This window comes from Methylobacterium sp. Leaf123 (assembly GCF_001423405.1).
Taxonomy (GTDB): Bacteria; Pseudomonadota; Alphaproteobacteria; order Rhizobiales; family Beijerinckiaceae; genus Methylobacterium.
Genome location: NZ_LMNS01000039.1, coordinates 65,461 through 89,785, shown reverse-complemented (window position 1 = coordinate 89,785; position 24,325 = coordinate 65,461). Strand labels below are relative to the sequence as shown.

Annotated in this window: 20 protein-coding genes and 1 pseudogene; 12 read left to right on the top strand and 9 right to left on the bottom strand. The window is 70.4% G+C overall.

The annotated features are described in order from the left end of the window. Positions 1 to 152: 152 nt before the first annotated feature. Genes ASF53_RS22545 through ASF53_RS22530 form a run of 4 tightly spaced genes read left to right on the top strand, consistent with a single transcriptional unit; the run spans position 153 to position 3,220 of the window. The gene (locus ASF53_RS22545) at positions 153 to 1,037 is read left to right on the top strand and encodes a F0F1 ATP synthase subunit gamma (RefSeq protein WP_056204186.1); all 885 of its coding nucleotides are present in this window, start codon (positions 153 to 155) and stop codon (positions 1,035 to 1,037) included. 24 nt (positions 1,038 to 1,061) lie between these two features. Then, a complete protein-coding gene (atpD, locus tag ASF53_RS22540) occupies positions 1,062 to 2,519 on the top strand; it encodes a F0F1 ATP synthase subunit beta (RefSeq protein ID WP_003597665.1) in 1,458 nt (485 codons plus the stop codon). A 21-nt stretch (positions 2,520 to 2,540) separates the two neighbouring features. Beyond that, entirely contained in the window at positions 2,541 to 2,792 is a 252-nt protein-coding gene (locus tag ASF53_RS22535; protein WP_056204184.1) for a hypothetical protein, read from the top strand. Positions 2,793 to 2,818: 26 nt separating this feature from the next. Next, the gene (locus ASF53_RS22530) at positions 2,819 to 3,220 is read left to right on the top strand and encodes a F0F1 ATP synthase subunit epsilon (RefSeq protein WP_056204181.1); all 402 of its coding nucleotides are present in this window, start codon (positions 2,819 to 2,821) and stop codon (positions 3,218 to 3,220) included. Positions 3,221 to 3,314: 94 nt separating this feature from the next. Here ASF53_RS22530 and ASF53_RS22525 read toward each other — a convergent pair whose 3' ends face one another. The 5 genes from ASF53_RS22525 to ASF53_RS22505 all read right to left on the bottom strand — a co-directional run bounded on the left by ASF53_RS22525 (position 3,315) and on the right by ASF53_RS22505 (position 6,643). Next, positions 3,315 to 4,601, bottom strand: coding sequence for a CCA tRNA nucleotidyltransferase (locus tag ASF53_RS22525; RefSeq protein WP_056204178.1), 1,287 nt, complete (start codon positions 4,599 to 4,601; stop codon positions 3,315 to 3,317). Further along, positions 4,598 to 4,855 carry a DUF6111 family protein gene (locus tag ASF53_RS22520; RefSeq protein ID WP_056204175.1) on the bottom strand — a complete coding sequence of 86 codons (258 nt, stop codon included), beginning with the start codon at positions 4,853 to 4,855 and terminating at the stop codon, positions 4,598 to 4,600. Before ASF53_RS22520 ends, ASF53_RS22525 begins: the two co-directional genes overlap by 4 nt. A gap of 68 nt (positions 4,856 to 4,923) precedes the next feature. Then, the gene (locus tag ASF53_RS22515; RefSeq protein ID WP_056204171.1) at positions 4,924 to 5,622 is read right to left on the bottom strand and encodes a CoA pyrophosphatase; all 699 of its coding nucleotides are present in this window, start codon (positions 5,620 to 5,622) and stop codon (positions 4,924 to 4,926) included. After that, on the bottom strand, positions 5,619 to 6,212 hold the full coding sequence (locus ASF53_RS22510; protein ID WP_056204168.1) for a DUF1285 domain-containing protein: 594 nt from the start codon (positions 6,210 to 6,212) through the stop codon (positions 5,619 to 5,621). Before ASF53_RS22510 ends, ASF53_RS22515 begins: the two co-directional genes overlap by 4 nt. After that, positions 6,209 to 6,643: a PaaI family thioesterase gene (locus tag ASF53_RS22505; protein WP_056204165.1), complete on the bottom strand. Its 435-nt coding sequence runs from the start codon at positions 6,641 to 6,643 to the stop codon at positions 6,209 to 6,211. Before ASF53_RS22505 ends, ASF53_RS22510 begins: the two co-directional genes overlap by 4 nt. A 196-nt stretch (positions 6,644 to 6,839) precedes the next feature. Between ASF53_RS22505 and ASF53_RS22500 the strand changes: the two genes are divergently transcribed. The 4 genes from ASF53_RS22500 to ASF53_RS22485 all read left to right on the top strand — a co-directional run bounded on the left by ASF53_RS22500 (position 6,840) and on the right by ASF53_RS22485 (position 13,908). Further along, positions 6,840 to 7,850 (top strand): AAA family ATPase, encoded by a 1,011-nt coding sequence (locus ASF53_RS22500; RefSeq protein ID WP_012253080.1) that lies wholly within the window; start codon positions 6,840 to 6,842, stop codon positions 7,848 to 7,850. Between the two features lie 11 nt (positions 7,851 to 7,861). Next, positions 7,862 to 8,776: a DUF58 domain-containing protein gene (locus tag ASF53_RS22495; RefSeq protein ID WP_056204163.1), complete on the top strand. Its 915-nt coding sequence runs from the start codon at positions 7,862 to 7,864 to the stop codon at positions 8,774 to 8,776. A gap of 13 nt (positions 8,777 to 8,789) precedes the next feature. Further along, positions 8,790 to 11,627, top strand: coding sequence for a DUF4159 domain-containing protein (locus ASF53_RS22490; RefSeq protein ID WP_056204160.1), 2,838 nt, complete (start codon positions 8,790 to 8,792; stop codon positions 11,625 to 11,627). A gap of 190 nt (positions 11,628 to 11,817) precedes the next feature. Further along, the gene (locus ASF53_RS22485) at positions 11,818 to 13,908 is read left to right on the top strand and encodes a hypothetical protein (RefSeq protein WP_056204157.1); all 2,091 of its coding nucleotides are present in this window, start codon (positions 11,818 to 11,820) and stop codon (positions 13,906 to 13,908) included. A gap of 57 nt (positions 13,909 to 13,965) precedes the next feature. Here the strand turns inward: ASF53_RS22485 and ASF53_RS22480 are convergent, their stop codons facing one another. Then, positions 13,966 to 14,832, bottom strand: coding sequence for a helix-turn-helix domain-containing protein (locus ASF53_RS22480; RefSeq protein ID WP_056204154.1), 867 nt, complete (start codon positions 14,830 to 14,832; stop codon positions 13,966 to 13,968). Positions 14,833 to 15,004: 172 nt separating this feature from the next. Here ASF53_RS22480 and ASF53_RS22475 point away from each other — a divergent pair, with 172 nt between their 5' ends. Both ASF53_RS22475 and ASF53_RS22470 read left to right on the top strand, forming a co-directional pair. Continuing rightward, the gene (locus ASF53_RS22475; RefSeq protein ID WP_056204842.1) at positions 15,005 to 15,907 is read left to right on the top strand and encodes a DMT family transporter; all 903 of its coding nucleotides are present in this window, start codon (positions 15,005 to 15,007) and stop codon (positions 15,905 to 15,907) included. Positions 15,908 to 16,060: 153 nt separating this feature from the next. Continuing rightward, a complete protein-coding gene (locus tag ASF53_RS22470; protein WP_156635782.1) occupies positions 16,061 to 19,339 on the top strand; it encodes a PAS domain-containing protein in 3,279 nt (1,092 codons plus the stop codon). A 51-nt stretch (positions 19,340 to 19,390) separates the two neighbouring features. On the opposite strand, the gene ASF53_RS22465 is transcribed toward ASF53_RS22470, so the two are convergent. After that, complete coding sequence (locus tag ASF53_RS22465; protein ID WP_286134647.1) at positions 19,391 to 21,442, bottom strand: methyl-accepting chemotaxis protein; 2,052 nt, start codon at positions 21,440 to 21,442, stop codon at positions 19,391 to 19,393. A gap of 312 nt (positions 21,443 to 21,754) precedes the next feature. Continuing rightward, a pseudogene (locus ASF53_RS22460) lies at positions 21,755 to 22,640 on the bottom strand (alpha/beta fold hydrolase). Between the two features lie 220 nt (positions 22,641 to 22,860). Between ASF53_RS22460 and ASF53_RS22455 the strand changes: the two are divergent. Beyond that, the gene (locus ASF53_RS22455) at positions 22,861 to 23,307 is read left to right on the top strand and encodes a hypothetical protein (RefSeq protein ID WP_056204148.1); all 447 of its coding nucleotides are present in this window, start codon (positions 22,861 to 22,863) and stop codon (positions 23,305 to 23,307) included. Positions 23,308 to 23,331: 24 nt separating this feature from the next. Here ASF53_RS22455 and ASF53_RS22450 read toward each other — a convergent pair whose 3' ends face one another. Then, positions 23,332 to 23,565, bottom strand: a complete 234-nt coding sequence (locus ASF53_RS22450; RefSeq protein WP_056204146.1) for a hypothetical protein — start codon at positions 23,563 to 23,565, stop codon at positions 23,332 to 23,334. Between the two features lie 178 nt (positions 23,566 to 23,743). Here ASF53_RS22450 and fae point away from each other — a divergent pair, with 178 nt between their 5' ends. Next, positions 23,744 to 24,283 carry a formaldehyde-activating enzyme gene (gene fae, locus ASF53_RS22445; RefSeq protein ID WP_056204836.1) on the top strand — a complete coding sequence of 180 codons (540 nt, stop codon included), beginning with the start codon at positions 23,744 to 23,746 and terminating at the stop codon, positions 24,281 to 24,283. Positions 24,284 to 24,325: the final 42 nt, after the last annotated feature.

Sequence of the window (24,325 nt, the reverse complement as noted above, 5' to 3'; positions counted from 1 at the left end):
CTGACGAACGCACGTCCCCTCCCGCATGCGGGAGGGGGCAGGGGTCGGGCGGTGCCGGACGAAGCTCCCGGCGCCGCACGAGCCACCCCGACCTCCGGCTCCTCCCCGTAGGGTGAGGAGAGGCCCTTCCGAACGGACCCGGACGCCCACCGATGGCTAGCTTGAAGGATCTGCGGAACCGCATCACCTCGGTGAAGGCGACGCAGAAGATCACCAAGGCGATGCAGATGGTCGCCGCCGCAAAGCTGCGGCGCGCCCAGAATGCTGCCGAGAACGGGCGTCCCTACGCCGAGAGAATGGCCCAGGTGCTCGGCAACCTCGCCGGCAACTTGATCGGCGGCGTCGGCGCCCCGCGCCTGCTCTCCGGCACGGGCCAGGACCGAGTGCACCTGCTCGTCGTCTGCACCGGCGACCGCGGCTTGGCCGGCGCCTTCAACTCCTCGATCGCCCGTCTGGCCCGCGACCACGCCAACCGGCTGATGGCCGAGGGCAAGACCGTCAAGATCATGACGGTCGGCAAGAAGGGCCTCGACGTCCTGCGCCGGCAGTTCCGCGACCAGATCGTCGCCTCGCGCGACATCCGTGGCAACAAGCCGGTCGACTATCCCTTCGCCGCCGAGATTGCCGACGACATCCTCGCCCGCTTCGAGGCCGGTGAGTTCGACGTCGCGACGCTGTTCTATTCGGAGTTCCGTTCGGTGATCTCGCAGATCCCGACGGCGCAGAAGCTCATCCCGGCCGAACTGCCGAAGGCCGAGGGCGCGACCGCCGTCGGCTCCGACGCCGCGATGGAATTCGAGCCGAACGAGGAGACGATCCTCGAGACGCTGCTCCCGAAGAACCTCACCGTCCAGATCTTTCGGGCGCTGCTCGAGAACGCCGCCTCCGAGCAGGGCGCACGCATGAGCGCCATGGATTCGGCGACCCGCAACGCGGGCGAGATGATCAAGAAGCAGACGCTGATCTACAACCGGACGCGTCAGGCCATGATCACCAAGGAACTCATCGAGATCATTTCGGGCGCGGAAGCGCTCTGACCGCCGCATAAAGGAATCATCGCAATGGCGAACACCGCTTCCCCCCTGCAGACGACCGGCGCCAAGGGCAAGATCACCCAGGTCATCGGCCCCGTCGTGGACGTGCAGTTCGACGACCACCTGCCGGAAATCCTGAACGCGCTCGAGACCCGGAACCAGGGCAGCCGCCTCGTTCTCGAAGTCGCCCAGCAGCTCGGTGAGAACACCGTCCGCTGCATCGCGATGGACACCTCCGAGGGCCTCGTCCGCGGCCAGGAAGTCCGCGACACCGGCGCGCCGATCAAGGTGCCGGTCGGCCACAACACCCTCGGCCGCATCATGAACGTCATCGGCGAGCCGATCGACGAGGCCGGCCCGATCCAGTCGGACACGCTGCGCGCCATCCACCAGCCCGCCCCGCCCTACACCGATCAGTCGACCGAGTCGCAGATCCTGGTGACCGGCATCAAGGTCGTCGACCTGCTCGCCCCCTACGCCAAGGGCGGCAAGATCGGCCTGTTCGGCGGCGCCGGCGTCGGCAAGACCGTGCTGATCATGGAGCTGATCAACAACATCGCCAAGGTTCACTCGGGCTACTCGGTCTTCGCCGGCGTCGGTGAGCGCACCCGCGAGGGCAACGATCTCTACCACGAGATGATCGAGTCCAACGTCAACAAGAACCCCAAGGAGAACGGCGGCTCGGCCGAGGGCTCCAAGTGCGCGCTGGTCTACGGCCAGATGAACGAGTCACCCGGCGCCCGCTCGCGCGTCGCGCTCACCGGCCTGACCATCGCCGAGGACTTCCGCGACCAGGGCCAGGACGTGCTGTTCTTCGTGGACAACATCTTCCGCTTCACCCAGGCCGGCTCCGAGGTCTCGGCGCTGCTCGGCCGCATCCCCTCGGCGGTGGGCTATCAGCCGACGCTCTCCACCGACATGGGCGCCCTGCAGGAGCGCATCACCACCACGACCAAGGGCTCGATCACCTCGGTGCAGGCGATCTACGTGCCGGCCGACGACCTGACCGACCCGGCGCCCGCCGCCTCCTTCGCCCACTTGGACGCGACCACGACGCTGTCGCGCTCGATCGCCGAAAAGGGCATCTACCCGGCCGTCGATCCGCTCGACTCGACCTCGCGCATGCTGTCGCCCGCCATCCTCGGCGAGGAGCATTACGAAGTCGCCCGTAAGGTCCAGCAGACGCTGCAGCGCTACAAGTCGCTTCAGGACATCATCGCCATCCTCGGGATGGACGAGCTGTCGGAAGAGGACAAGCTGACGGTGGCCCGCGCCCGCAAGATCGAGCGCTTCTTCTCGCAGCCCTTCTCGGTGGCCGAGATCTTCACCGGCTCGCCGGGCATCCAGGTGCCGCTGGAAGACACCATCAAGGGCTTCAAGGGCCTCGTCGAAGGCAAGTACGACGACCTGCCCGAGGCGGCCTTCTACATGGTCGGCACGATCGAGGACGCCCAGGAAAAGGCCAAGAAGCTCGCGGCCGCCTAAGGCCAGAGCAAGGGAACGATCATGAACGCCAAGGTCGTTCTCCTTCTCGTCGGCGTCGTGGTCGGGGGCCTCGTCGGCTACCTGACCCGGCCGCAGGCCGCCGAGCTCAAGCTCGGCCCGCTCAGCGTCGAGATCCAGGACAAGGACTCGGCGGTGGGCGCACGCGGCGGAGAGCTGACCACCGGCCAGCTCCAGCATGTCGGGCTCTTCGCCCTGATCGGCGCCGTCGTCGGCTTCGGAGCAGGCTTCGTCGCCGACCGCAGCCGGCGCTGACAACCAACCTCGGGACCTGATTGACGATGGCCACCTTCCACTTCGATTTCGTCGGCCCCGAGCGGACGCTGTATTCCGGCGAAGTCGAGGCCGTGCAGCTTCCCGGCTCCGAGGGCGAGATGACCGTGCTGCCGGGCCACGCCCCGGTGCTGACCACCCTCAAGGTCGGCGTCATCACCGTCACGGAGACGACCGGCAACGGCAAGCGCATCTACGTCCAGGGCGGCTTTGCCGATATCGGACCCAAGAGCGTGACGGTTCTGGCCGAGCGCGCCGCGCCGATCGAGGAGGTCACCCCCGCCATGATCGACCAGGAGATCGAGGCGGTGGAACTCGTCCGCGACGCGACCCAGGATCTCGCCAAGCGCGAGGCGCTGAACGCCCAGATCGTTCAGATGCAGGAAGCCAAGAACACGCTGAACCGCTGATTTTCGTCAGAGCTTCGGATTTCGGAAGGCGCTGGGAAACCGGCGCCTTTTTTGTTTTTTGCGGGGTTCTCGCGGATTCTGCCGAGAGAACCGTCTACGGCGCGGCCGCGGCTTCCAGCGCCCGCGCGATCAATCGCTCGCGCGCCTGCGTATCCTCCGGGCATCCGCTGGCGAGCCAGAGCTCCCGGGCTGCCCGCAACCCCGCGCCGACCGCCCGGCCCGGCGGTACGCCGCGCGCCACGAGGTCGGCGCCTGTCACGGGGAGGACGGGGCGCGTGCCGGCGGCTTCCATCCGGTCGAGCACGGTGCGGGCCTCCGGCGTCACGCGCGGGCGCGGCTCGCCGTCGAGGGTGATGAGCAATTCACGCAAGGGTCCGGCGCCATGGATGGCGACGAGAGCTGGCACCGCCTCGGCCTCGATCACCGGCCGGTCGTGGAGGGCCGCGAGCGCCGCGGCGTAGCTGGTAAGGCGCGCGTGCTCGGCCCGCGACAGGCGAAGGCTTTCCTGGAGTCGGTCCGCGTCCTCACTCGTCCGCACGGCGAGCGCGGTGAAGCGGGCGGTGGCGTCGAGGTGCGGCTCGGCCGCCGCGCAGCGGGCGAGCCGGCCGAGTTCGCCCACACCGCCGAGGATGCGGGAGAGCAGGCCGGTCTCGCTCAAGATCGCCACCGCATCGACGGCGCGGGGTGCGAGCAGCAGCTTCAGGAACTCGGCCCGCACCCGCTCCCGCGAGAGCCGGTCGAGGCTGTCGCGGGCGGCGATGGCGGCGGCGAGGCCCTCCGCATCCGGTGCGCCGCTGCCGTAGCGGGCGTGAAAGCGGAAGAAGCGCAGCAGCCGCAAGGCGTCCTCGCGCAGGCGGGTCGCCGCGTCGCCGATGAAGCGCACCCGGCCGGCGGCGAGGTCGGCGACACCTCCGGTCGTGTCGTGCAGGCGCCCGTCGGCATCGAGCGAGAGGGCGTTGATGGTGAAGTCGCGCCGCTCGGCATCGCGCACAAAGTCGCGGCCGAAGCGCACCACCGCGTGGCGTCCATCGGTCTCCACGTCCTCGCGCAGGGTCGTCACCTCGTGCGGCTTGCCGCCGACGATGAGGGTGACCGTGCCGTGCTCGATTCCCGTGCCCACCGCCTTGATCCCGGCCGTGCGGGCGCGGGCCATCACGGCGTCAGGCTGCAGGGTCGTGGCGAGGTCGATATCGGCGACGACGGTGCCCAGCAGCGCGTCGCGCACACAGCCGCCGACGAGGCGCGTCTCCTCACCCTCTATCCGAAGCGCCGCGAGGCAGGCTTGCACGCCCGCCCGCGCCAGGAGACGGGCTGGGCCGTCCGCGACCAGCGGCTGGGCAAGGGGAATGGGAAGAGGTGTGGGCAGCGTGTTGGCGCTCATCGGAAATGGCCCGGCACCAGGCGGCCGTTCTCAAAGCGCGGCAGCTCGTAGCCGTCATGGGTGCGCTGCCCGAACAGGCCGATTGTGACGAGTGAGGCGATGACGATGAACAGCCCGGCCAGGATCAGCCGCGTCCAGTGCGGCTTCCACTCGGCATGGTCGAGCGGCGAGCGCCGGGCGAACAGCAGCCAGCCCGCAAAGGCCAGGAAGGGCAGGGAGAACAGGAGGATTTCCTGAAGGACGAGGCGGAGCATGGATGGCGCAATCTGCGAGGGGCCGTGGGGCGCCCGTCAAGCGTCGAGGCGTTAAGGGATAGAGACGTTCACGGATAAAGGCGTTCTTGGAGGTTGTGCACGATCCCTGCCGTGACGCCCCAAATCAGGTGCTCGGCAAACGGGATGGCGTAGAAATAGCGCGTCCGGCCCTTCCATTCCGCCGAGCGGACGAGATGCCGCGCCGGGTCCATGAGGAAAGCGAGCGGCACCTCGAACACGGCCGCCACCTCCGCCGGGTTCGGCCGCAGCACGGGGTCGCGCGCCACGAGGCCGACCACCGGCATCACGAGGAAGCCGGTGCCCGACAGGTAGGGATCGAGATAGCCGATCGGGCGCACGGCGTCGCTCTCGAGCCCGATCTCCTCCCAGGCCTCGCGCAAAGCCGTGTCGATCGGCGTGGTGTCCTCCGGATCGACCTTGCCGCCGGGGAAGGCGACCTGCCCCGAATGGTCGCGCAAGTGCGCCGCCCGCCGCGTGAACAGCAGCGTCATGCCGTCCGGCCGGTCGATGACCGGCACCAGCACGGCGGCGGGCCGATGCGGCGTAGCCGGCGCGATGGCGAAGCCCTCCGGCTGGAGGTCGTGGTCGCCGCGTGGGTTCGAGAGCGGCACGCCCGGCCCCGGCGGCCCATGGCTCAGACGGGTTTCCGCCCGCGCGAGGAAGGCGTCGAGGCCGAAATCCTCCGCAGGCGCGGAGCCGAAATCCTCCGCAGGCCCGGAGTCGGCCGCCGCTTCGGCCAGCCTCACGCCGCCTCTGCCGGGGCGATAGGGTGGAAATGGCCCCCGGCCCAGAGCCCGAACCATTTCTGCCCGTCGATCTCGTGCTCCTCGCCCATCGCCACCAGATCGTAGGTGAGGGGCCGGCTGACCAGGGCCCAGAGGTCGCGGCGGACATGAAGGTAGGGCTTGAGGCCCTCCGCCCCGTCCTCGAAGCGCAAGCGATGCTCGGCATCGGCCGGCACGAGGTCGTCCACGTTGGTGCGGAAGGCGATGCGGCGGCCTTCGCCCTCGCCCTCCACCGCCATCTCCACGGCCGTGAACGCCGCATCCTCGACGGTGATGCGGACTTTCTCGGCCGGGGTGACGAGCACGGTCGAGCCGTCGGGCTCCTTGCGCAGGATTGAGGCGAAGAGCTTGACCAGCTTCGGCCGACGGATCGCCGAGCCGTCGTGGAACCACGTGCCGTCGGCAGCGATGCGGATGTCGATTTCGCCGCAATGCTCCGGATTCCAGCGCTCCACCGGCGGGAGGCCGCGCGTCTTTGCGTCCTTGCCGATCTCGCCGAGGGCGGCGCTGAGGCGGGCCAGCGCCGGATCGTCCGATGGATTCTGGGTCATGATGGGTCGCCGGGCTTGTCTTTCAAAACCTTCCAGATTCCCGTCACCGCCGCCAGAGGCCGGCCACCGCTCGTGAGCGTGCCGCGCACGAAGACGAGGGACGCGGTTTTCCGCACGATCTCCGGCACCGTCTCGATCAGGTCGCCGATCTGGGCCGCGCCGACGAACTGGCTCGACATCTCGATGGTCACGGCGCGTGCCCCGTCGCAGGCGTCGCGCACGACGATGCTGAGCGCCCGGTCGGCGAAGGTGAGCAGCATGCCGCCATGGACGATGCCGACGAGGTTGCCGTGCCGCTCGTCGGTGCGAAAGGCGAACGCTTTCGTGCCCTCCACCGTCCGGTGATAGACCGGCCCGACATGGGCGATGAAGCCCGGATCGGTGAAAGCCTCCCACCCCTCGGGAAAGGCTGCGCGCTCCTCGTCCGTCATCCGGTCTCGCTTTCCTCGGGGCGGACGCCGTCCGTCCGCGATGCACGATGTCGCGGGCGTCCTGCCCGCCGCGTCTGGAGCGCCCATATAGTGCCGATCTGCCGCGCGGCAGCGCCGCGCTTGCGTTCGGCCCGCGTTCGGCGCCAGACTCCGCACTTTCCGGGCCTCCGCGCCCGGCCATCGCAAGGTTCACTTCATGGCACAGGGCGCCGGATCGGCCAGCACGACGAGTCTCGACGACGGGATCGTCGCCACCGCCGAGACCTGCCTCGCCGCGATCGAGCAGGCGCGGGAGGCGATCCACGGGGTCATCTTCGGGCAGGAAAAGATCGTCGATCTGGCGCTGGTCACGATCCTGGCCGGCGGCCATGGCCTGCTCGTCGGCCTGCCGGGTCTGGCCAAGACCAAGCTGGTCGAGACGCTGGGCACCGTGCTCGGGCTGGATGCCCGCCGCGTGCAGTTCACACCGGACCTGATGCCCTCCGACATCCTCGGCACCGAAATCCTCGACGAGGATGCCGAGCGCCGCCGCTCCTTCCGCTTCGTGAAGGGCCCGGTCTTCACCCAGCTCCTGATGGCCGACGAGATCAACCGCGCCAGCCCGCGCACGCAATCGGCCCTGCTCCAGGCGATGCAGGAGCATTTCGTCTCGGTGGCGGGCGAGCGCCACGACCTGCCGCGCCCCTTCCACGTGCTGGCAACGCAGAACCCGATCGAGCAGGAGGGCACCTACCCGCTGCCCGAGGCGCAGCTCGACCGGTTCCTGTTGGAGATCGATGTCGGCTATCCCGACCGCGCCGCCGAGCGCCGCATCCTGATCGAGACCACCGGCGTCGAGGATGCGCGCGCCAAGACCGTGATGACCACCGAGCAATTGCTCACGGCGCAACGCCTCGTGCGTCGCCTGCCGGTGGGGGACGCCGTGGTCGATGCCATCCTCGACCTCGTGCGCTCGGCCCGTCCCGAGGGCGGCGATCCGTCGGTGGCCAAGAAGCTGCTCTGGGGGCCGGGCCCTCGCGCGAGCCAGGCGCTGACCCTGGCCGTGCGCGCCCGCGCGCTGATCGAAGGCCGGGTCGCCCCCTCCGTCGCCGATGTGAAGGCGCTGGCCGAGCCGGTGCTCAAGCACCGCATGGCGGTGACCTTCGCCGCGCGGGCCGACGGCGAGACGGTGACCGGCCTGATCGGCCAGCTCGCCGCGAAGCTCTGAGCCCGCCGCGGATGGCCTCCACCCGGCTCGTCGAGGCCGAGAGCCGCCGCCCCGGCGGCCCCGAAACCGGCGGCGCCCTGGCGCTCGCCGAGGTGATGCCGCGGCTCGTGCTCGAATCGCGCCGCGTCTCCGGCACCCTGGCGCACGGCCTGCACGGGCGCCGCCGCGCAGGACCGGGCGAGAGCTTCTGGCAGTTCCGCCCCTTCGTGCCCGGCGAGGCGGCGGCGCGCGTCGATTGGCGCCGCTCCGCCCGCGACGACAAACTTTATGTGCGCGAGCGCGAGTGGGAGGCCGCCCACAATATCTGGATCTGGATCGACCGCTCCGCCTCCATGGGCTTCGCCTCGGATCTCGCCCAGACCTCGAAGATCGAGCGGGCCCTGGTGCTGGGCTTGGCGCTGGCCGACACCTTCGTCGAGGGCGGCGAGCGCGTCGGCCTGCTCGGGCTCACCCGCGCCAGCGCGACCCGTGGCATCGTGGAAAGGCTCGCTCAGGCGCTCGTCAACGACCGGGCCGGCCTGACCCAGGATCTGCCGCCGGCAGCCACGCCCGGCCGGTTCGACGAAGTCGTGCTGATCAGCGATTTCCTCACGCCGCTGGATCGGGTGCGGGGCGCCGTGCAGACGATCTCGGCGCGCGGCACCCACGGCCATCTCGTGCTGGTGGCCGATCCGGTGGAGGAAACCTTCCCCTTCACCGGCCAAGCGGTGCTGCACGATCCCGAGGGCGGTCTCAGCCTCGATATCGGCGAGGCATCAGCCTGGGGCGAGGCCTATCGCACCCGCATCGCCGCCCATCGCGACGGCCTGTCCGAGATCGCCCGGCAGCGGGGCTGGACGCTGACGATCCACCGGACCGACCGGCCGGCGAGCGAGGCGGCGCTGCGGCTGCTGACCCTCGTCGCCGCCGCGCGCGGTCTCGGCTGAAAGGCGAAGCGCATTGTTCGGAGTTCCGCTCACCTTCGCCGCCCCCCTCGCGCTGGCCGCCCTCGTCGCGCTGCCGGCCCTGTGGATCCTGCTGCGGGTCACGCCGCCGCGCCCGCGCCGCATCCACTTTCCGCCGCTGGCGCTGATGGCCGACCTGCTGCCCAAGCGCGAGACGCCGGCCCGCACGCCGCCCTGGCTCCTGATCCTGCGCATCCTCGCCGCCGCCTGCCTGATCCTCGCGGTGGCCGGGCCGGTCTGGAATCCCGGCGGCATCGGCGCCGCGTCGGGCCGCAACCCGCTGCTTCTCATCCTCGATAACGGGGTCGTCGCCGCCCACGACTGGCGCGACCGCCTGCGCGCGGCGACCGACGAGATCGAAGCCGCCGCCCGCGACGGTCGCCCGGTGGCGCTGGTCGCCAGCGCCGAGCCCCCCGCGCCGTTCGAGGCGAAGGCCCCGGCCGCCGCGCTGGAGCGCCTGCGCGCGATCAAGCCGCGCCCGCATCTCGGTGACCGCGGGGCGCATCTGGCCTCGATCGGCACCTTCCTGGAGCGGGTGCCCGGCGCCTCGATCGTCTGGATCAGCGACGGCGTGCGCGGCGTCGGCGAGGCCGATTTCGCCACATCCCTCGGCGACATGGCAGCCCGCCACGGCAGCGCCGTGACCGTGCTGAAGGCCGAGCGATCCCCGGCCCTGGCGCTCGAAGGCTCCCCCGTGCAGCCGGGCGAAAAGCTCTCGGCGCAGGTGCTGCGGGCGGAAGGCAACGGCCGCGATACCGGGCTGGTGCGGGCGCTCGACCAGAAGGGCCTGCCGCTCGCCGAGAGCCGCTTCACCCTGGAGCCGGAGGCGCGCGAGACCCGCGTCAGCTTCGACCTGCCGGTGGAACTGCGCAACGCCATCGCCCGCATCGAGATCGAGGGCGAGCGCTCGGCCGGCGCCGTGGTGCTGATGGACGAGCGCGGCAAGCGCCGCCGGGTCGGCCTCGTCTTCGGCGGCACCCTCGATCAGGCCCAGCCGCTGCTCGCGCCGACCTACTACCTCGCCAAGGCGCTCACGCCCTTCGCCGATGTGCAGCAACCCCGCGGCGGCCAGGGCACGGCCGAGTCCATCGGCCAGATGCTCGACAATCAGGTCTCGGTGCTGGCGCTCGCCGATGTCGGCGCGCTGGACGAGCGCACCCTCGCGCGGGTCGAGCAATTCGTGGACGAGGGCGGGCTGTTGCTGCGCTTCGCCGGTCCCCGGCTCGCCGCCGGCAACGACCCGCTCGTGCCGGTGCGCCTGCGGCGCGGCGGGCGCTCGCTCGGGGGCACCCTCTCCTGGGACCGGCCGCGCACGCTCGCGGCGTTTGCCGCCGAGAGCCCCTTTGCCGGCCTGAACCCGCCGGCCGATATCGGCGTGCGCCGCCAGATCCTCGCCGAGCCCGATGGCGACCTGCCGGGCAAGACCTGGGCGGCGCTTCAGGACGGCACCCCCATCGTCACGGCGCAGAAGCGGGGGCAGGGGCTCGTGGTGCTGTTTCATGTGACCGCCGACACGACATGGTCGAACCTGCCGCTGTCGGGCCTGTTCGTGGACATGCTGCGCCGGGTCGTCGGGCTCGCCGGCCCCTCGGCCAAGCTCGGCGAGGGCGACGGGCGGCCGGCGAAGGCCGCGCTGCTGGCGCCGCGCCTGACCCTCGACGGCTTTGGCGCCCTCGGCTCGCCGCCCGCGAGCGCCACGGCGGTGCCGGCCGATTTCGCCGACCGCGCCGGCCCCGAACACCCGCCCGGCTTCTACGGCACGGCGGAGGGCGGCATCGCCGTCAACGCGCTGGCACCCGGCGACCGGCTCCAGCCCCTGGACCTTGCCGGCCTCAAGGGCGCCCGCACGGGATCGCTCGCGGGCGCGGAGACGCTGGATCTGCGCGCGCTGCTGTTCACCCTCGCGCTGGCCCTGCTGGCCCTCGACACCCTGGCCGGCCTCTGGCTCGGCGGATTTCTTCGCAGTCTCGGTCGCGGTTCACCCGGGAAGGCGGCGCCGGCCGCCCTGCTTCTGCCGGCACTGCTCGGCCTTGCGCTGGTCTTCGCCCCGCCGCCGGCTCAGGCGCAGGACTCGCCGGCCAACCGGCCGACCGGCATCGAATCGGCACTCGCCACCCGCCTCGCCTTCGTCGTCACCGGCGACGCCGCGACGGATACGGCGAGCCGGGCGGGCCTGTCGGGCCTGAGCCAGATGCTCGCCGCCCGCACCGCCCTGGAGCCGGGCGAGCCCGCAGGCCTCAATCCGGAGAAGGACGAACTCGCCTTTTACCCGCTGATCTACTGGCCCATCGTCGCCGGCCGTCCGCAGCCGAGCGAGGCGGCGATCCGCAAGATCGACGCCTTCATGCGCAATGGCGGCACGGTGATCTTCGACACCCGCGATGCCCAGACCGCCCGCCCCGGCGGCCCGCCGAGCCCGGAGGCGGCGTATCTTCGCAAGATGCTCGCGACCCTCGAAGTGCCGGAGCTGGAGCCGGTGCCGGCCGACCACGTGCTCACCAAGGCATTCTACCTCGTGGATTCCTTCCCCGGCCGCTTCGGCACCGGCCAGACCTGGGTCGAGACGATTCCGCCCGCGACTGATGCCGGCGAGCGCCGTCCGGCCCGCGCCGGTGACGGCGTCACCCCGCTCATCATCACCGGCAACGACCTCGCCGCCGCCTGGGCGGTCGGTCGCAACGGCGAGCCGCTCTACCCCGTCACCGGCGGCGACCAGCGCCAGCGCGAGATGGCGTTCCGCGGCGGCATCAACATCGTGATCTACACCCTGACCGGGAACTACAAGGCCGATCAGGTCCACGTGCCGGCGCTGCTGGAGCGGTTGGGACAGTGATGTTTTCCGCGCGACGTTCCGACATCGCCCTCTCCCCTCTGCGGGAGAGGGTGGCCCCCGAAGGGGGTCGGGTGAGGGGAGCGTCGCTTCCGGAAGGGCCTGAGCCGGCCCCTCTCCCGCCTGCTCCGCAGGCACCCTCCCCCGCAGAGGGGGGAGGGATTTTCGTAGTTTCCACTGAAGGCCCCGCCCGATGCTGAGCCTCAGCTTCACGCCCCTCGTCCCCTGGCCGGTGCTCGCCGGATTCGGCGTGCTCGCCGTGATCCTCGCCGTCGTCGCGGTGCTTGCCCGCGGGCGCACCGCCCTGTTGCGGGCGGTGGCTTTGGGCCTCGTCATCGCCGCGCTCGCCAACCCCTCGCTCGTGCGCGAGGACCGCGACCCGGTGAAGGATGTGGCGGCCATCGTCGTCGATCGCTCCGGCTCGCAAAGCTTGGGCGAGCGCCCGGCCATGACCGATGCGGTGAAAGCCGAGTTGGAACGCCGCTTCGGCGCGCTGACCAATATCGAGCCCCGCTTCATCGAGGTCGGCGACGCGCAGGGCGGGGAGGGCGACGACGGCACCAAGCTGTTCACGGCGCTGACCCAGGCGCTCGCCGATGTCCCGCCGGAGCGGATCGCCGGCGTGGTGATGCTCACCGACGGCGTGGTGCACGACATCCCCGCCTCGCTCGAAGCGCTCGGGCTGAAAGCGCCGCTGCATGTCCTCGTCACCGGCCGGCCGGACGAGCGCGACCGCCAGATCAAGATGCTGGAAGCGCCCCGCTTCGGCATCGTCGGCCGGGACGTGACCTTACGCGGCGAGGTGATGGAGCGTGGCGGCACCGGCACGGCGACCGTCACCGTGCGCCGCGACGGCGAGGAGATCGACCGGCAAAGCATCGCCACCGGCGTGCCGTTCTCGCTCACCACGCATATCGAGCATGGCGGCCCGAACGTGGTCGAGATCGAGGTCGAGCCGCTGCCGGGCGAGCTGACCACGGTCAACAACCGCGCTGTCCTGCCCATCGAAGGAATTCGCGAAAAACTGCGGGTGCTCCTCGTCTCGGGCGAGCCGCATCAGGGCGAGCGCACTTGGCGCAACCTCCTGAAGTCGGACGCCTCCGTCGATCTCGTCCACTTCACGATCCTGAGGCCGCCGGAGAAGCAGGATGGCACCCCGATCTCCGAACTCTCGCTGATCGCCTTCCCGACCCGCGAGCTGTTCGTCCAGAAGATCAAGGATTTCGACCTCATCATCTTCGACCGCTACGCTAACCAGAGCGTGCTGCCCTCCGCCTATTTCGACAACATCGCCCGCTACGTCCGCGAGGGCGGGGCGCTGCTCATCGCCGCCGGGCCGGAATTTGCCGGCCCCGCCAGCCTCGCCCGCACCCGGCTCGCCTCGATCCTGCCGGGCGATCCCTCGATGAAGGTGGTCGAGCAGCCGTTCAAGGCGACGCTCACCGAGACCGGCCACCGCCACCCCGTCACCCGGGCCCTGCCGGGTTCGGAGGCGAACCCGCCGGCCTGGGGTGACTGGCTGCGCATCATCTCGGCGCAGACCCGGCCGGGCGTGCAGCCGATCCTGTCGGGCGCCAACGGCCTGCCGCTCTTGGCGCTCTCGCGGGAGGAGAAGGGCCGCGTCGCCCTGATGCTGTCCGATCAGGCTTGGCTCTGGGCCCGCGGCTACCAGCAGGGCGGCCCCTATCTCGATCTGCTGCGGCGCCTCGCCCACTGGCTGATGAAGGAGCCGGCCCTCGAAGAGGAGGCCCTGCGCGCCCAGACGACGGGCCGGGGCCGCGAGGTCCGCGTCGAGCGCCAGACCATGGCCGAGGAGGCGGGCCCCGTCACGATCACCGGTCCGACCGGCAAGGAGCGCAGCCTCGACCTGTCGAAGGCCGAGACCGGTCTGTTCACCGCGACCTTCGAGGCGGAGGGGCTCGGGCTTCACACGATCCGCTCGGGCAATCTCGTCGCCTTCGTCAGCGTCGGCCCGGCCAACCCGCGCGAACTCGCCGACGTGTTCAGCGACACCGACCGGCTGAAGGGCGTGGCGGACGGCTCCGGCGGCACGGTGCGCCGGGTCGCGGCGGCCGGCGGCGGCATCGAGGTGCCCCGCCTCCAGATCACCCGTGGCGGCCGTCTGGGCGGCGCCGACTGGATCGGCTTCCGCCCGAGCGACAGCGCCACGGTGCGCGGCGTCGAGGTCTATCCCCTCGGCATCGGCCTCTGGGCGCTGGTGGCGCTTGCCGCCGCGGTGCTGGCGATGTGGCTGGTCGAGGGACGGCGCGGCCGCGCGGCGTAGGGGAGGTGACGAGCGGCAGGGCGGCTCTCGTCACCGCAGCCGCTCAGGAAGCGGCTGTTACAACCGCTTCTTCCATTCGCCGGGCGTCATCTGGGTCGCCGTCTTGAAGGCGCGCGTGAAGTGGCTCTGCGAGGCGTAGCCGCAGGCCAGCGCCACCTCGGCAAGTCCGGCCGGTTCCCGGCTCAAGAGCTGTTTGGCCCGCTCGATCCGCCGTGCGCCGAGATAGCGATGCGGGGGCATGCCGAAGCTGACCCGAAACATCTTGGCGAAGTGGAACGTGCTGAGATGCGCCTCCGCGGCCAGCCGATCGAGCGTCAGCGGCTCGTCCAGATGCGCTTCGATCATCGCTGCAATCCGTCGCCGCGTCGCGGGCGAGAGACCACCGCGGGCAAGCGCCTGACTCGCGCTCTTCGCGTATTGCCGCAGCAGGCGGTGAACGAGGAGATGGCAGGCGGCATCCAGGGCCGGGCGGTCGCCTCCCTTCGTCCAGTCGAGCGGCATCACGCCGCCGCGAACGATCATCGCCATCGCGGGATCGTCGGAAAAGGTCAGGTCTTGAACATCGATCCGGGACGGATCGATGTCGAAGGCCGTCAACGCCCGATAGGCGAGCACGTCCGGCTCGACATAGAGGTGGAACATCCGCAGCGATCCGCCGATGTGCCAGTGGCTCTCATGTCCGGCGGGCAAGAGGCAGAGCTTGTCCGGCCCGCCGCCCGACAAGTGCCGGTCCGCGCGCACGACGCGCTCGCCCCCGTCGAGATAGATGCTGAGCGTGTGGTGATCGGGCCGCTCGTAGCGGGCTTGGTTGTCGCGGTTGCTCCACTCGGCGAGCGAGAGCCCGCGTCCGACCGTTCCCGACCGCATCAGGTGGGCGCCGGTTCGGGAGAGGGTGCGGGCAACGCTGAGGGACGGGCGTTCCATGCTCACCGACGAGAGAGAGGACGCCTCGTTCCTTGGACCGTGACACGCATCGGTGCAACGCACCCGTAGGAAAAGCCCAAGATTGTGCAAAGCCGCCACCGATGCGGGCAAGCATCGCGGCCCGGCATCGGCTGTTCTCTCGGCTGCCTCAACCGGCTTCAAAGGACCGACCGTGACCGCCTTCTTCTACGCCCTGACCGTCCTGATCTGGGGCACGACGTGGATCGCCATCAAGGGCCAGCTCGGGTCCGTGCCCATCGAGGCATCGATCGTGTACCGCTTCGCCCTGGCCGGATCGGTGCTGTTCCTGGCCTTGATCGCGATGCGGCGCTTGCAGCCCCTTGCCCTTCGCCATCAGCCCTTCGTCGCGCTTCAGGCCGTCTGCCTCTTCTCGTGCAACTTCCTATGCTTCTACAACGCGACGAAATACGTCCCGAGCGGCATCGTCTCGGTGGTGTTCTCGGCGGCCACGATCTTCAACATGGCGAACGCCTTCCTGATCCACCGCCGCAAGCCGGAGGGCCGGGTTCTGGGCGGAGCGATGTTCGGCGTTGCGGGGATCGCCTGCTTGTTCTGGGAAACGGTGACGAGCACGCAATTCGGCGCCGACACGGCCTTCGGCCTGGGGCTGGCGCTGCTCGGCACGTGGCTCTTTTCCGCCGGCAACCTCGTCTCGGCCCGCAACCAGCGCCATGGCCTGCAGGTCGCGTCGGTGAACGCCTGGGCGATGCTGTACGGGGCCGGGATCGTGTCGCTCATCGCCCTGGCCCAGGGCATCCCCTTCGCCTTCGACGCCTCCCCCGTCTATGTCGGGTCTCTCCTCTATCTCGCCATCCCCGGCTCGGTGATCGGCTTCACCACCTACCTCACCGTCGTTCACCGGCTCGGACCCGAACGGGCGGCCTACATGACCGTGCTCTTCCCCGTCGTCGCCCTGACGATCTCGGTCTTTGCCGAAAGCTATCGGGTCACGCCGTTGGTCGGTTTGGGCCTCCTGTTCGTGCTCCTCGGCAACGGACTGGTTCTCGGAAGATGGCGCCGCCCGGCTGCTCAGCTTCCCCTGGCAAAAGCCTGAGACAGCAGCCTTTCCAGGCGCGTGGTCCAAGCTGTCGGGAGGAACGGCATCTGTCGCCGGGAGTTCGACGCCAGCCGGCCGGTCCCGATCACGTTCGAATCGGGACCGGCCCGGACTCTGGTGGCCGGGCGCGACCTGTGCAATCCCGGCCCGATGACCGACTCACTCCCGTTCCTGGCCGGCGGCGGCGAGGCCGCCCGCATGATCGCCGAGCGCGACTGGTCGGATCATCCCCTCGGCCCCCCGCAGACCTGGCCGGAATCGCTGCGCACGGCGCTCAGCCTCGTGCTGAACTCGCCCGAGAGCATGATCCTGGCCTGGGGGCCGGACCTGCATTTCTTCTTCAACGACACCTACTTCCCGCTGCTGGGGCCCCGCCTTCCCTGGGCCATGGGCGAGCGCTTCGACCGGGTCTGGGCCGACGGCTGGGAACAGGCCAAGCCGATCATCGACGACGCCTTCGCGGGCAAGAGCCGCCGCTTCGAGGACCTGCCCTGGACCCTCGCCACCGACCGGGGCGAGGCGCAGACATGGTGGAGCTTCTCCTATTCGCGGGTGCTCGATGGGGAGGGGCGCGTCGCCGGCCTGTTCGTCTTCACCAACGAGACGACGCAGCGCATCCGCACGGAGGCGGCCCAGCGGGAGAGCGAGGCCGCCCTGCGCCGCAGCGAATCCCTCCTGGCGGCGACCCTGAAGGGGCTGCCGGTCGGCGTGATCATCGCCGATGCGGACGGGCGGATCGTCCACGACAACGCAGCCAACCGCGAGATCTGGGGCGTGCCGCCGCAGACCGCGAATTGGGAGAGCTACGGCGATTGGGTCGGCTACTGGCCGGAGACGGGTGAGCGCCTGCGCGCCGAGGAATGGGCCATGGCCCGCGCCCTGCTGCACGGGGAGACCGTGCGCGGCGAACTCGTCGAGATCGAGCGCTTCGACGGCGGCGGGCGGCGGCTGTTCCTGAACAACGCCGCCCCGATCCGCGACGCGGCGGGCGCCATCGTCGGCGGCGTGGTGGCCGAACTCGACGTGACCGAGCGGATCGAGGTCGAGCGGCGGCTGCGGGTGAGCGAGGCGCTCGCCCGCGTCAACGCCGAGCGGGTCCAGCTCGCGCTTTCGGCCGGGGCGATCGTCGGCACGTGGTTCTGGGATCTGCCCACCGACCGCTTCACCGTGGACGAGGGGTTCGCCCGCGCCTTCGGCCTCGATCCGGCGCTCGGCCGCGAGGGCCTGAGCCTCGCCCAGGTGGTCGAGACGGTCCATCCCGACGACAAGGTCGGGCTGGCGCAGGCGATCGGCGCGGCCATCGCCCGCGGCGGCGCCTACGCCCACCAGTACCGGGTGCGGCGGGCGGACGGGCGCTATTACTGGATCGAGGCCAACGGCCGGGTCGATCACGCTCCCGACGGCACGCCGCTCAGCTTTCCCGGCGTGCTCATCGACGTGGAGGAGCGTCGCGCCGTCGCGGCCGAGCGCGACCGGGCCACCGCGCTCCTGCGTGAGAAGGCGGTGGAGTTCGAGACGCTGGCCGACAACATCCCGGCCCTGTGCTGGATGTCCCGGGCCGACGGGCACATCTACTGGTACAACCGGCGCTGGTACGACTACACCGGCACCGATGCCGAGAGCATGCAGGGCTGGGGCTGGAAGGCGGTGCACGATCCCGCCGTGCTGCCGAGCGTCACGGAACGCTGGCAGCACTCGCTGGCCACGGGCGAGCGCTTCGACATGACCTTCCCCCTGCGCGGCCGGGACGGGGCCTTCCGCCCCTTCCTGACCCGCATCGTGCCGATCCGCGACGAGGCGGGCGTCGTCGTGCGCTGGTTCGGCACCAACACCGACATCACCGACCTGCGGGCCGCCCAGGACGCGCTGCACCGGCTCAACGAGACCCTGGAGGAGCAGGTCGCTGCCCGCACCGCCGAGCGCGACCAGATCTGGCAGGCATCGAGCGACCTGCTGGCCGTGGCCGATTTCGAGGGCTATTTCGTCAGCCTCAACCCGGCCTGGAGCGCGACGCTGGGCTGGAGCGAGGCCGAGCTGAAGGCCGTGCCCTTCCTCGACTTCATCCATCCCGACGACCGGGAGCGGACGCGCGCCGCCGCCGCCGGCCTTGCCCGCGGCGAGATGCAGCTCGGCTTCGAGAACCGCTATCGCACCCGCGCCGGGGGCTACCGCTGGTTCTCCTGGAACACCGTGCCGCGCCAGGGGCTCATCTACGCCTCGGTGCGCGACGTCACCGCGATCAAGGGGCAGGCCCGCGCGCTCGCCGAGGCCGAGGAGGCCCTGCGCCAGAGCCAGAAGATGGAGGCGGTGGGCCAGCTCACCGGCGGCCTCGCCCACGACTTCAACAACCTGCTCGCCGGTATCTCCGGCAGCCTGGAGCTGATGCAGACCCGCATTGCCCAAGGCCGGCTCAAGGATGTCGACCGCTACATGGGCGCAGCCCAAGGCGCGGCCAAGCGCGCCGCCGCGCTGACGCACCGCCTGCTCGCCTTCTCCCGCCGCCAGACGCTGGACCCGCGGCCCACCGACGTGAACCGGCTGGTGATGGGCATGGAGGATCTGATCCGGCGCACGGTCGGCCCCACCATCACCATCGAGGTGGTGGGCGCGGCCGGGCTCTGGCCCTCCCTCGTCGATCCGCCGCAGCTCGAGAATGCGCTGCTCAACCTCTGCATCAACGCCCGCGACGCGATGCCCGAGGGCGGGCGCATCACCATCGAGACCGCGAACAAGTGGCTCGATGCCCATGCCGCGCAGCAGCACGACGTTCCGCCCGGCCAGTACCTCTCGCTCTGCGTGACCGATACCGGCACCGGCATGAGTCCGGACGTGCGGGCCAAGGCGTTCGACCCGTTCTTCACGACCAAGCCCACCGGCCAGGGCACGGGTCTCGGGCTGTCGATGATCTACGGCTTTGCCAAGCAGACGGGCGGGCAGGTGCGGATCTATTCCGAACTCGGCCAGGGCACGACGGTCTGCATCTACCTGCCGCGCTTCCACGGCGCGGCGGACGACCTCGATCCGCTCGGTCCCCTGGTCGATGCGCCGCGCGCCGAGCAGGGTGAGACGGTGCTCGTGGTCGATGACGAGCCGACCGTGCGGATGCTGGTGACGGAGGTGCTGGAAGACCTCGGCTATACTGCGATCGAGGCCGCCGACAGCGCCAGCGGCCTCAAGGTGCTGCAATCGGATGTGCGCATCGACCTGCTCATCTCCGATGTCGGGCTGCCGGGCGGCATGAACGGCCGCCAGATGGCCGATGCGGGCCGTCTCTCGCGCCCCGGCCTCAAGGTGCTGTTCATCACCGGCTACGCCGAGAACGCGGCGGTGGGCAACGGCCATCTGGAACCCGGCATGGCGGTGCTGACCAAACCGTTCGTGGTCGAGACCCTGGGCCTGCGCATCCGCGAGATCATCGCTCGGGGGTAGTGCGTGGGGAGCGGCCGGGGTCTTCCCGGCCGCCGCGTCGGTTCCGCCCCGTCAGGCCCGGATCGAGCCGACGAAGTGCTGGACGGAGCTGCGGAGCTGGGTGGATTGCCCGTTCAGCGCGACGGCATCCTGCAGCACCTTGTCGGCCGCGCGGCCCGTGGCGCTGGAGGCGCCGATGACAGATTCGATCTCGCCGGTGGCCAGCCGCATGCCCTGCGAGGCGGCGGAGATGTTGTGGGCGATCTCCTGGGTCGCCACCGACTGCTCGTTGATGGCATGGGCGATCGCGTCCGCCATGCCGTTGGCGCGCTGGATCGCCTGCGCGATGTTGCCGATCGCCTGCACCGTTTCCTCGGTGGCCACGCGCACCGAGCCGATATGCGCCGCGATCTCGTCGGTCGCCCGAGCCGATTGACCGGCCAGCGCCTTCACCTCGGCGGCGACCACGGCGAAGCCCTTGCCGGCGGCCCCGGCGCGGGCGGCCTCGATCGTGGCGTTGAGCGCCAGCAGGTTGGTCTGCTCCGCCACGCCGCGGATGAGGCCGAGCACTTCGCTGATCCGCGCGGCGGCGGCGCCGAGATCGGCGACCTTGGCCTCCGTCAGGCCGGCTTCCCGTGCCGCCTCCGAGGCCGCCGCGGACGAGCCCCGCGCCTGTCCGCGGATCTGATCGATCGAAGCCGAGAGTTCCTCCGCGGCCGCGGCCACGGCCTCGATGTTCTGCGAGGCCGAGCGGGAGAGCCGTGCGGCCTCCGCCGAGCGCAGGTCGGCCTCGCGAGCCGTGCCGGCCAGCGTCGTGGCCTGCGCCTCGAACGAGCCCGCCGCCGTCGCGACCTGCCCGACGATGCCGCCGACCGAACTCCCGAACTGGTCCGCGGTCCGCTCTAGGCTCTGGCGCCGCTCGATCTCGGCGGATTGCCGCAAACCCTCGCGCTCGCCTCTCAGGCGCTCGGCCTCGGCGCCGTGCGCCTTCAGGACATCCACCGCGCGGGCGATTTCGCCGATCTCGTCGCGGCGCTCCGTTCCCGGAACCACGATGTCCCGTGTGCCCTCGACGAGCTGCGTGATGGTCCGCGCCAGCGAGGCCAGCGGCTGCACGACGCGGCGGGTGAAGAACACCACGATGCCGAAGGTGCACAGGATGACGAGGAGCAGGGTCGCACCCGCCACGGAGAGGCGATGCAGCGCCGAGGCGATCGTCTCGTCGGCGGTGGCGAGGGCCGATTGCAGGGCGGCGTCCCTGACGGTGAGGATCGACTGGAGCACCTTGGTGGTGTGGGGCCGCCAGTCCGTCAGGCTCATCGGCGGCTCGGTCCCGTCCCGGCCGGCCGCGAACATCCCCGCCATCACCTGTCCCGGATCGGCGATGAAGGTGCGCTCGACCATCGTGAGGGCATCGACCAGAGGGCCTTGCGTCTCGACCTGCAGCACGCTGCGCTGCAGCCGCTGCCAAGCCTGCTCGATCCGGCCGTTCATCTCGTGGATCTGCACGGTCAGGGCCGGTGAGAAGCGCTGCTTGCCGCCCGCATACTGACTGAACCAGATCGAGCGGCTGCCGCCGATGTCGCGCAGCTCCATCGCGAGGCTGACGACCGGCACCGAGCGGGCGACCTCGGGATTCTTCCGCGCGACGTCGATCTCGATCATGCCGAGCGTCTTCGAATTCTGGGCGACGACCGCGATGATCGCTTTCTGGAACGTCTTCGCGGCTTGCTCGTCGCGCTCCTTGAGCGGCTTGGCGATCTCGCTGTCGGCGGCCGCACGCGCGCCCTCGAGCTGGCGGATCGTCGGCTGCAGGGCTTGCTCCAGCGCGGCCCGCTTGTCGGCGGGCATGGCCGCGACGGCGCCCGTGATCCGGCCGGTGACGGCCTCGGTCGCCTTGCGGTTCGCCTCCGCCGAGGCCCGGATCGGCGCCTGCTCGGCGCTGTCCGAGAGCAGGAGCTGGTTGTAGGAGCCGCGTTCGAGGGCGAGGCGCTCGTTGAAGCGGGCGATCTCGCCGAGAACGCTGACGAGCTGACGGGCCTCTTCGGCCTGCGACCAGCGCTGCCATTCCTGCCAAGCGATGAAGGAACTCGAACCCGCCGTGACGAGTCCGACAGTGGCCATGCACGAAACGAAGAGATTCCGGACGCGCATCGGCCCCCCAGTTGTTTTTTCGAAATTTTGGCCACGTCGGCGCTGGGAGCGATTACGCAATGATATTTGTGAACGATCGGTTGATCGGGAACCGAACTGGGGAACGCCTGTTGTTCCACGTTTGCGTGAACTTTAATGTCGGGCCTCGCGTGTCTTTCGGGAGACGCTGACCGGCGCGCTCAGTTCGCGGCCCGGTCGGCCGAGAACGCTCCCTCAGGCCTCGAATCCTGGTCCGGCGGTCACAACTTTGACGGGTGCTCGCGATCCCGCGGCGCGCGCCCCTCACGCCTCCTGCCGCGCGAAGAACCCCGCGATCGCCGCCGCCGCCTCGTCGGGCCATTCCCGGTGCGGAAAGTGCCCGGCGCCCTCGAACGGCGCGAGATCGAGATTCGAGAAGGTCTCGCCGAGCCGGTCGGTCCAGGCATAGGGGAAGAGCGGGTCCTGCGTGCCCCAGCGGATACAGGTCGGCACATCGATCGGCGGCAGGGCCGGGGCCTCGCCGCGCAGCATGGCGAGCCGCCCCTCCTGCTGGCTCAGATACCAGTTGAAGCCGCCTTGCAGGTTGCCCGGCACGAGGAAGTTGTCGGTGAAGGCGTCGAGCACGGCGTCGAAGGCGGCAGGATTCCCGCCGGCCCAATGGCGCAGGAAATGGCCGATATAGGCGCGGCAGCTCTCCCGGCTGGCGCCGACCACCTCTGCCGCGAACGGCTTGAGGTGGAAGGACTGGTACCAGATCTCGGCCAGCCTCTCCGGTTGGGCCAGCCGCGGGCCGATGCCGGGATAGGGGCAATCGAAGAAGAACAGGCCGGTGAGCCGGTCCGGATGCGACCGTGCGAGGGCTTGTCCAACATAGGCGCCGACATCGTGCCCGACGATCCCGACGCGGGCGAGGTTCAGGGCATCGAGCAGGCCGATGATGTCGGCGGCGTGGACCTCCGGACCGGCCTTGTCCGAGGGGCCGGGATCGGGCTTCTCGCTGGCGCCGAAGCCCCGCAGATCCGGCGCGATCAGACTGAAGCGGTCCGCGAGCCGGGCCATCACCGGCTCCCAGGTCAGCCAGAATTCCGGCCAGCCGTGCAGCAGCACCAGGGGGGCTGCCGGTTCCGGCCCGGGCGACATGCATCTGCACGCCGTTCGCCGTCACCGTGTCGTGCCGGATCTCCACCATGCTCAGCCGTCCCTCCTGCCGTCCCGCCGCCCGCGACGCCGTCTGCGGGCAACGCGGCCGCCCCGCCGGTCCGTTCCGCCACGACCCGTCACAGGCCCGTGCCGTGAGGTCTCGTCGGGCCGATCCGGAACGGGGCCGGCTTGACCGGGCAAGCTGGACCGTTTCAATGCGTCCATTCCTGCCGGTCGCGGGAGAGAGATGGCACCGTATGAGGCGGCAGATGGCGACGACGGTTCGGTGGCGCGCGCTCCCGCTCGTGTTGGGCGGCAGCCTCGCCGTCTCGGGCTGCACCGGCTTCGGCTACATCTCGCAGACCTACGTCACCCAGGTGCCGCAGGTCGTCACGATCGGCTGCAACGAGCCCTACGAGGTCTACGACAACCGTCAGCGCCGCCGGGTTCTGGTGGTCTCGAACGCCCTGCGCGAGGTGACGGGCTGCGATGTCGGCCGGGTCGGCAACGGGCGTCCCCCGGCCGAGACACGGGCCGCCCGCTTCCGCACGGCGGCGCGCACCTATCTCGACGAGACCGTGCGCGAGGATTGCAAGATCACCGGCGAGACCGTGTTCAGCGATCTCCAGACCGAGTTCGCCTATGCCTGCGACGCCCCGGTGGAGCCGCGCGGCACGGCGGTGCCGCGCCTGCCCGGACGGCGCAACCAGCGCTGATCGGGGGCGCGGTCAGGCCCGTCTTCAGGCTTCGGGCGGGGTGACGAAGGTCCGCTCCGTCGCATCGCCCGCCGCGGCGAGCAGCGCCCGGGCAAAAGCCCGCGCCTCGGCCCGGTCGAGGCTGAGGATCGCGGTGACGGGGCGGCCGTCGAGATCGGGCAGGCCCAGTTCCAGGCGCACGCCCTCGCCCTCCGGCGTGGCGGACAGGCTCCAGCCGCGCTCACCGCCCATTCCACTGCCCTTGCCGGGCTCGCTCATCGAATCGATCCTTCCGGTCCTTGCCGCGCTGACATGGCGGGTTTCTCCGCCCCAGACCAGGGGCGCGGTTCGGGCGGGCGCTCGGCGAAGATGATTGACGTGCGCGGCCTGGGATGATGTCTGCGCGCCCAACGCCCGCCGGGCGCGACACCACATGACACTTCAAGGGATGACCGACATGTCCGAGATCTGGTTCCGCACCGGCGAGGCGACGGTGCTCGCGGCCGAAGGGCAGTTCACCGATGCGATGCCGGAGGTGCTGATCGGCTCCACCCGCGGCCCCGTGGGCCACGGTTTCGCGAGCATGCTGGGGCAGGTGCAGGGCCATACCCGCATGTTCGTGGTACGCGACCTCAACCAGCTCGTGCGCCCGTCCACGATCATGACCACCAAGGTCACGATCCACACGGCCGAATATGCCGAGCTGCTGGGCGGCGTGGTTCAGGCGGCCACGGGCGATGCCATCGTCGATTGCGTGATCGAGGGCATCCTGCCCAAGGACGGTCTCGACGAGCTCTGCATGATCATCACGATCTGGCTCGACGAGCGCTGCGGCAAGGACGAGAACCTCGACCGCAAGGATCTCTACCGCACCAACTACGAGGCGACGAAGCTCGCCATCGCCCGCGCCATGAAGGGCGAGCCGACGATCGACGAGCTGATCGCCAACCGCAAGACGGTCAAGCACTACGCGCTCGAAGACATCATCGAGTATTGATTTGCGCATTCGACGGGGCGCGGCTCAGGCCGCGCCCCGGTC

Excerpts from the sequence above, each read along its gene's own strand:
- ASF53_RS22500 (WP_012253080.1), top strand. The coding sequence starts at position 6,840 with ATGGCACAGGGCGCCGGATCGGCCAGCACGACGAGTCTCGACGACGGG.
- ASF53_RS22510 (WP_056204168.1), bottom strand. The coding sequence starts at position 6,212 with ATGACCCAGAATCCATCGGACGATCCGGCGCTGGCCCGCCTCAGCGCC.
- ASF53_RS22485 (WP_056204157.1), top strand. The coding sequence starts at position 11,818 with ATGCTGAGCCTCAGCTTCACGCCCCTCGTCCCCTGGCCGGTGCTCGCC.
- ASF53_RS22530 (WP_056204181.1), top strand. The coding sequence starts at position 2,819 with ATGGCCACCTTCCACTTCGATTTCGTCGGCCCCGAGCGGACGCTGTAT.
- fae (WP_056204836.1), top strand. The coding sequence starts at position 23,744 with ATGTCCGAGATCTGGTTCCGCACCGGCGAGGCGACGGTGCTCGCGGCC.
- ASF53_RS22495 (WP_056204163.1), top strand. The coding sequence starts at position 7,862 with ATGGCCTCCACCCGGCTCGTCGAGGCCGAGAGCCGCCGCCCCGGCGGC.
- ASF53_RS22455 (WP_056204148.1), top strand. The coding sequence starts at position 22,861 with ATGGCGACGACGGTTCGGTGGCGCGCGCTCCCGCTCGTGTTGGGCGGC.
- ASF53_RS22535 (WP_056204184.1), top strand. The coding sequence starts at position 2,541 with ATGAACGCCAAGGTCGTTCTCCTTCTCGTCGGCGTCGTGGTCGGGGGC.
- ASF53_RS22520 (WP_056204175.1), bottom strand. The coding sequence starts at position 4,855 with ATGCTCCGCCTCGTCCTTCAGGAAATCCTCCTGTTCTCCCTGCCCTTC.
- ASF53_RS22465 (WP_286134647.1), bottom strand. The coding sequence starts at position 21,442 with ATGGCCACTGTCGGACTCGTCACGGCGGGTTCGAGTTCCTTCATCGCT.
- ASF53_RS22480 (WP_056204154.1), bottom strand. The coding sequence starts at position 14,832 with ATGGAACGCCCGTCCCTCAGCGTTGCCCGCACCCTCTCCCGAACCGGC.
- atpD (WP_003597665.1), top strand. The coding sequence starts at position 1,062 with ATGGCGAACACCGCTTCCCCCCTGCAGACGACCGGCGCCAAGGGCAAG.
- ASF53_RS22525 (WP_056204178.1), bottom strand. The coding sequence starts at position 4,601 with ATGAGCGCCAACACGCTGCCCACACCTCTTCCCATTCCCCTTGCCCAG.
- ASF53_RS22450 (WP_056204146.1), bottom strand. The coding sequence starts at position 23,565 with ATGAGCGAGCCCGGCAAGGGCAGTGGAATGGGCGGTGAGCGCGGCTGG.
- ASF53_RS22505 (WP_056204165.1), bottom strand. The coding sequence starts at position 6,643 with ATGACGGACGAGGAGCGCGCAGCCTTTCCCGAGGGGTGGGAGGCTTTC.
- ASF53_RS22545 (WP_056204186.1), top strand. The coding sequence starts at position 153 with ATGGCTAGCTTGAAGGATCTGCGGAACCGCATCACCTCGGTGAAGGCG.
- ASF53_RS22470 (WP_156635782.1), top strand. The coding sequence starts at position 16,061 with ATGACCGACTCACTCCCGTTCCTGGCCGGCGGCGGCGAGGCCGCCCGC.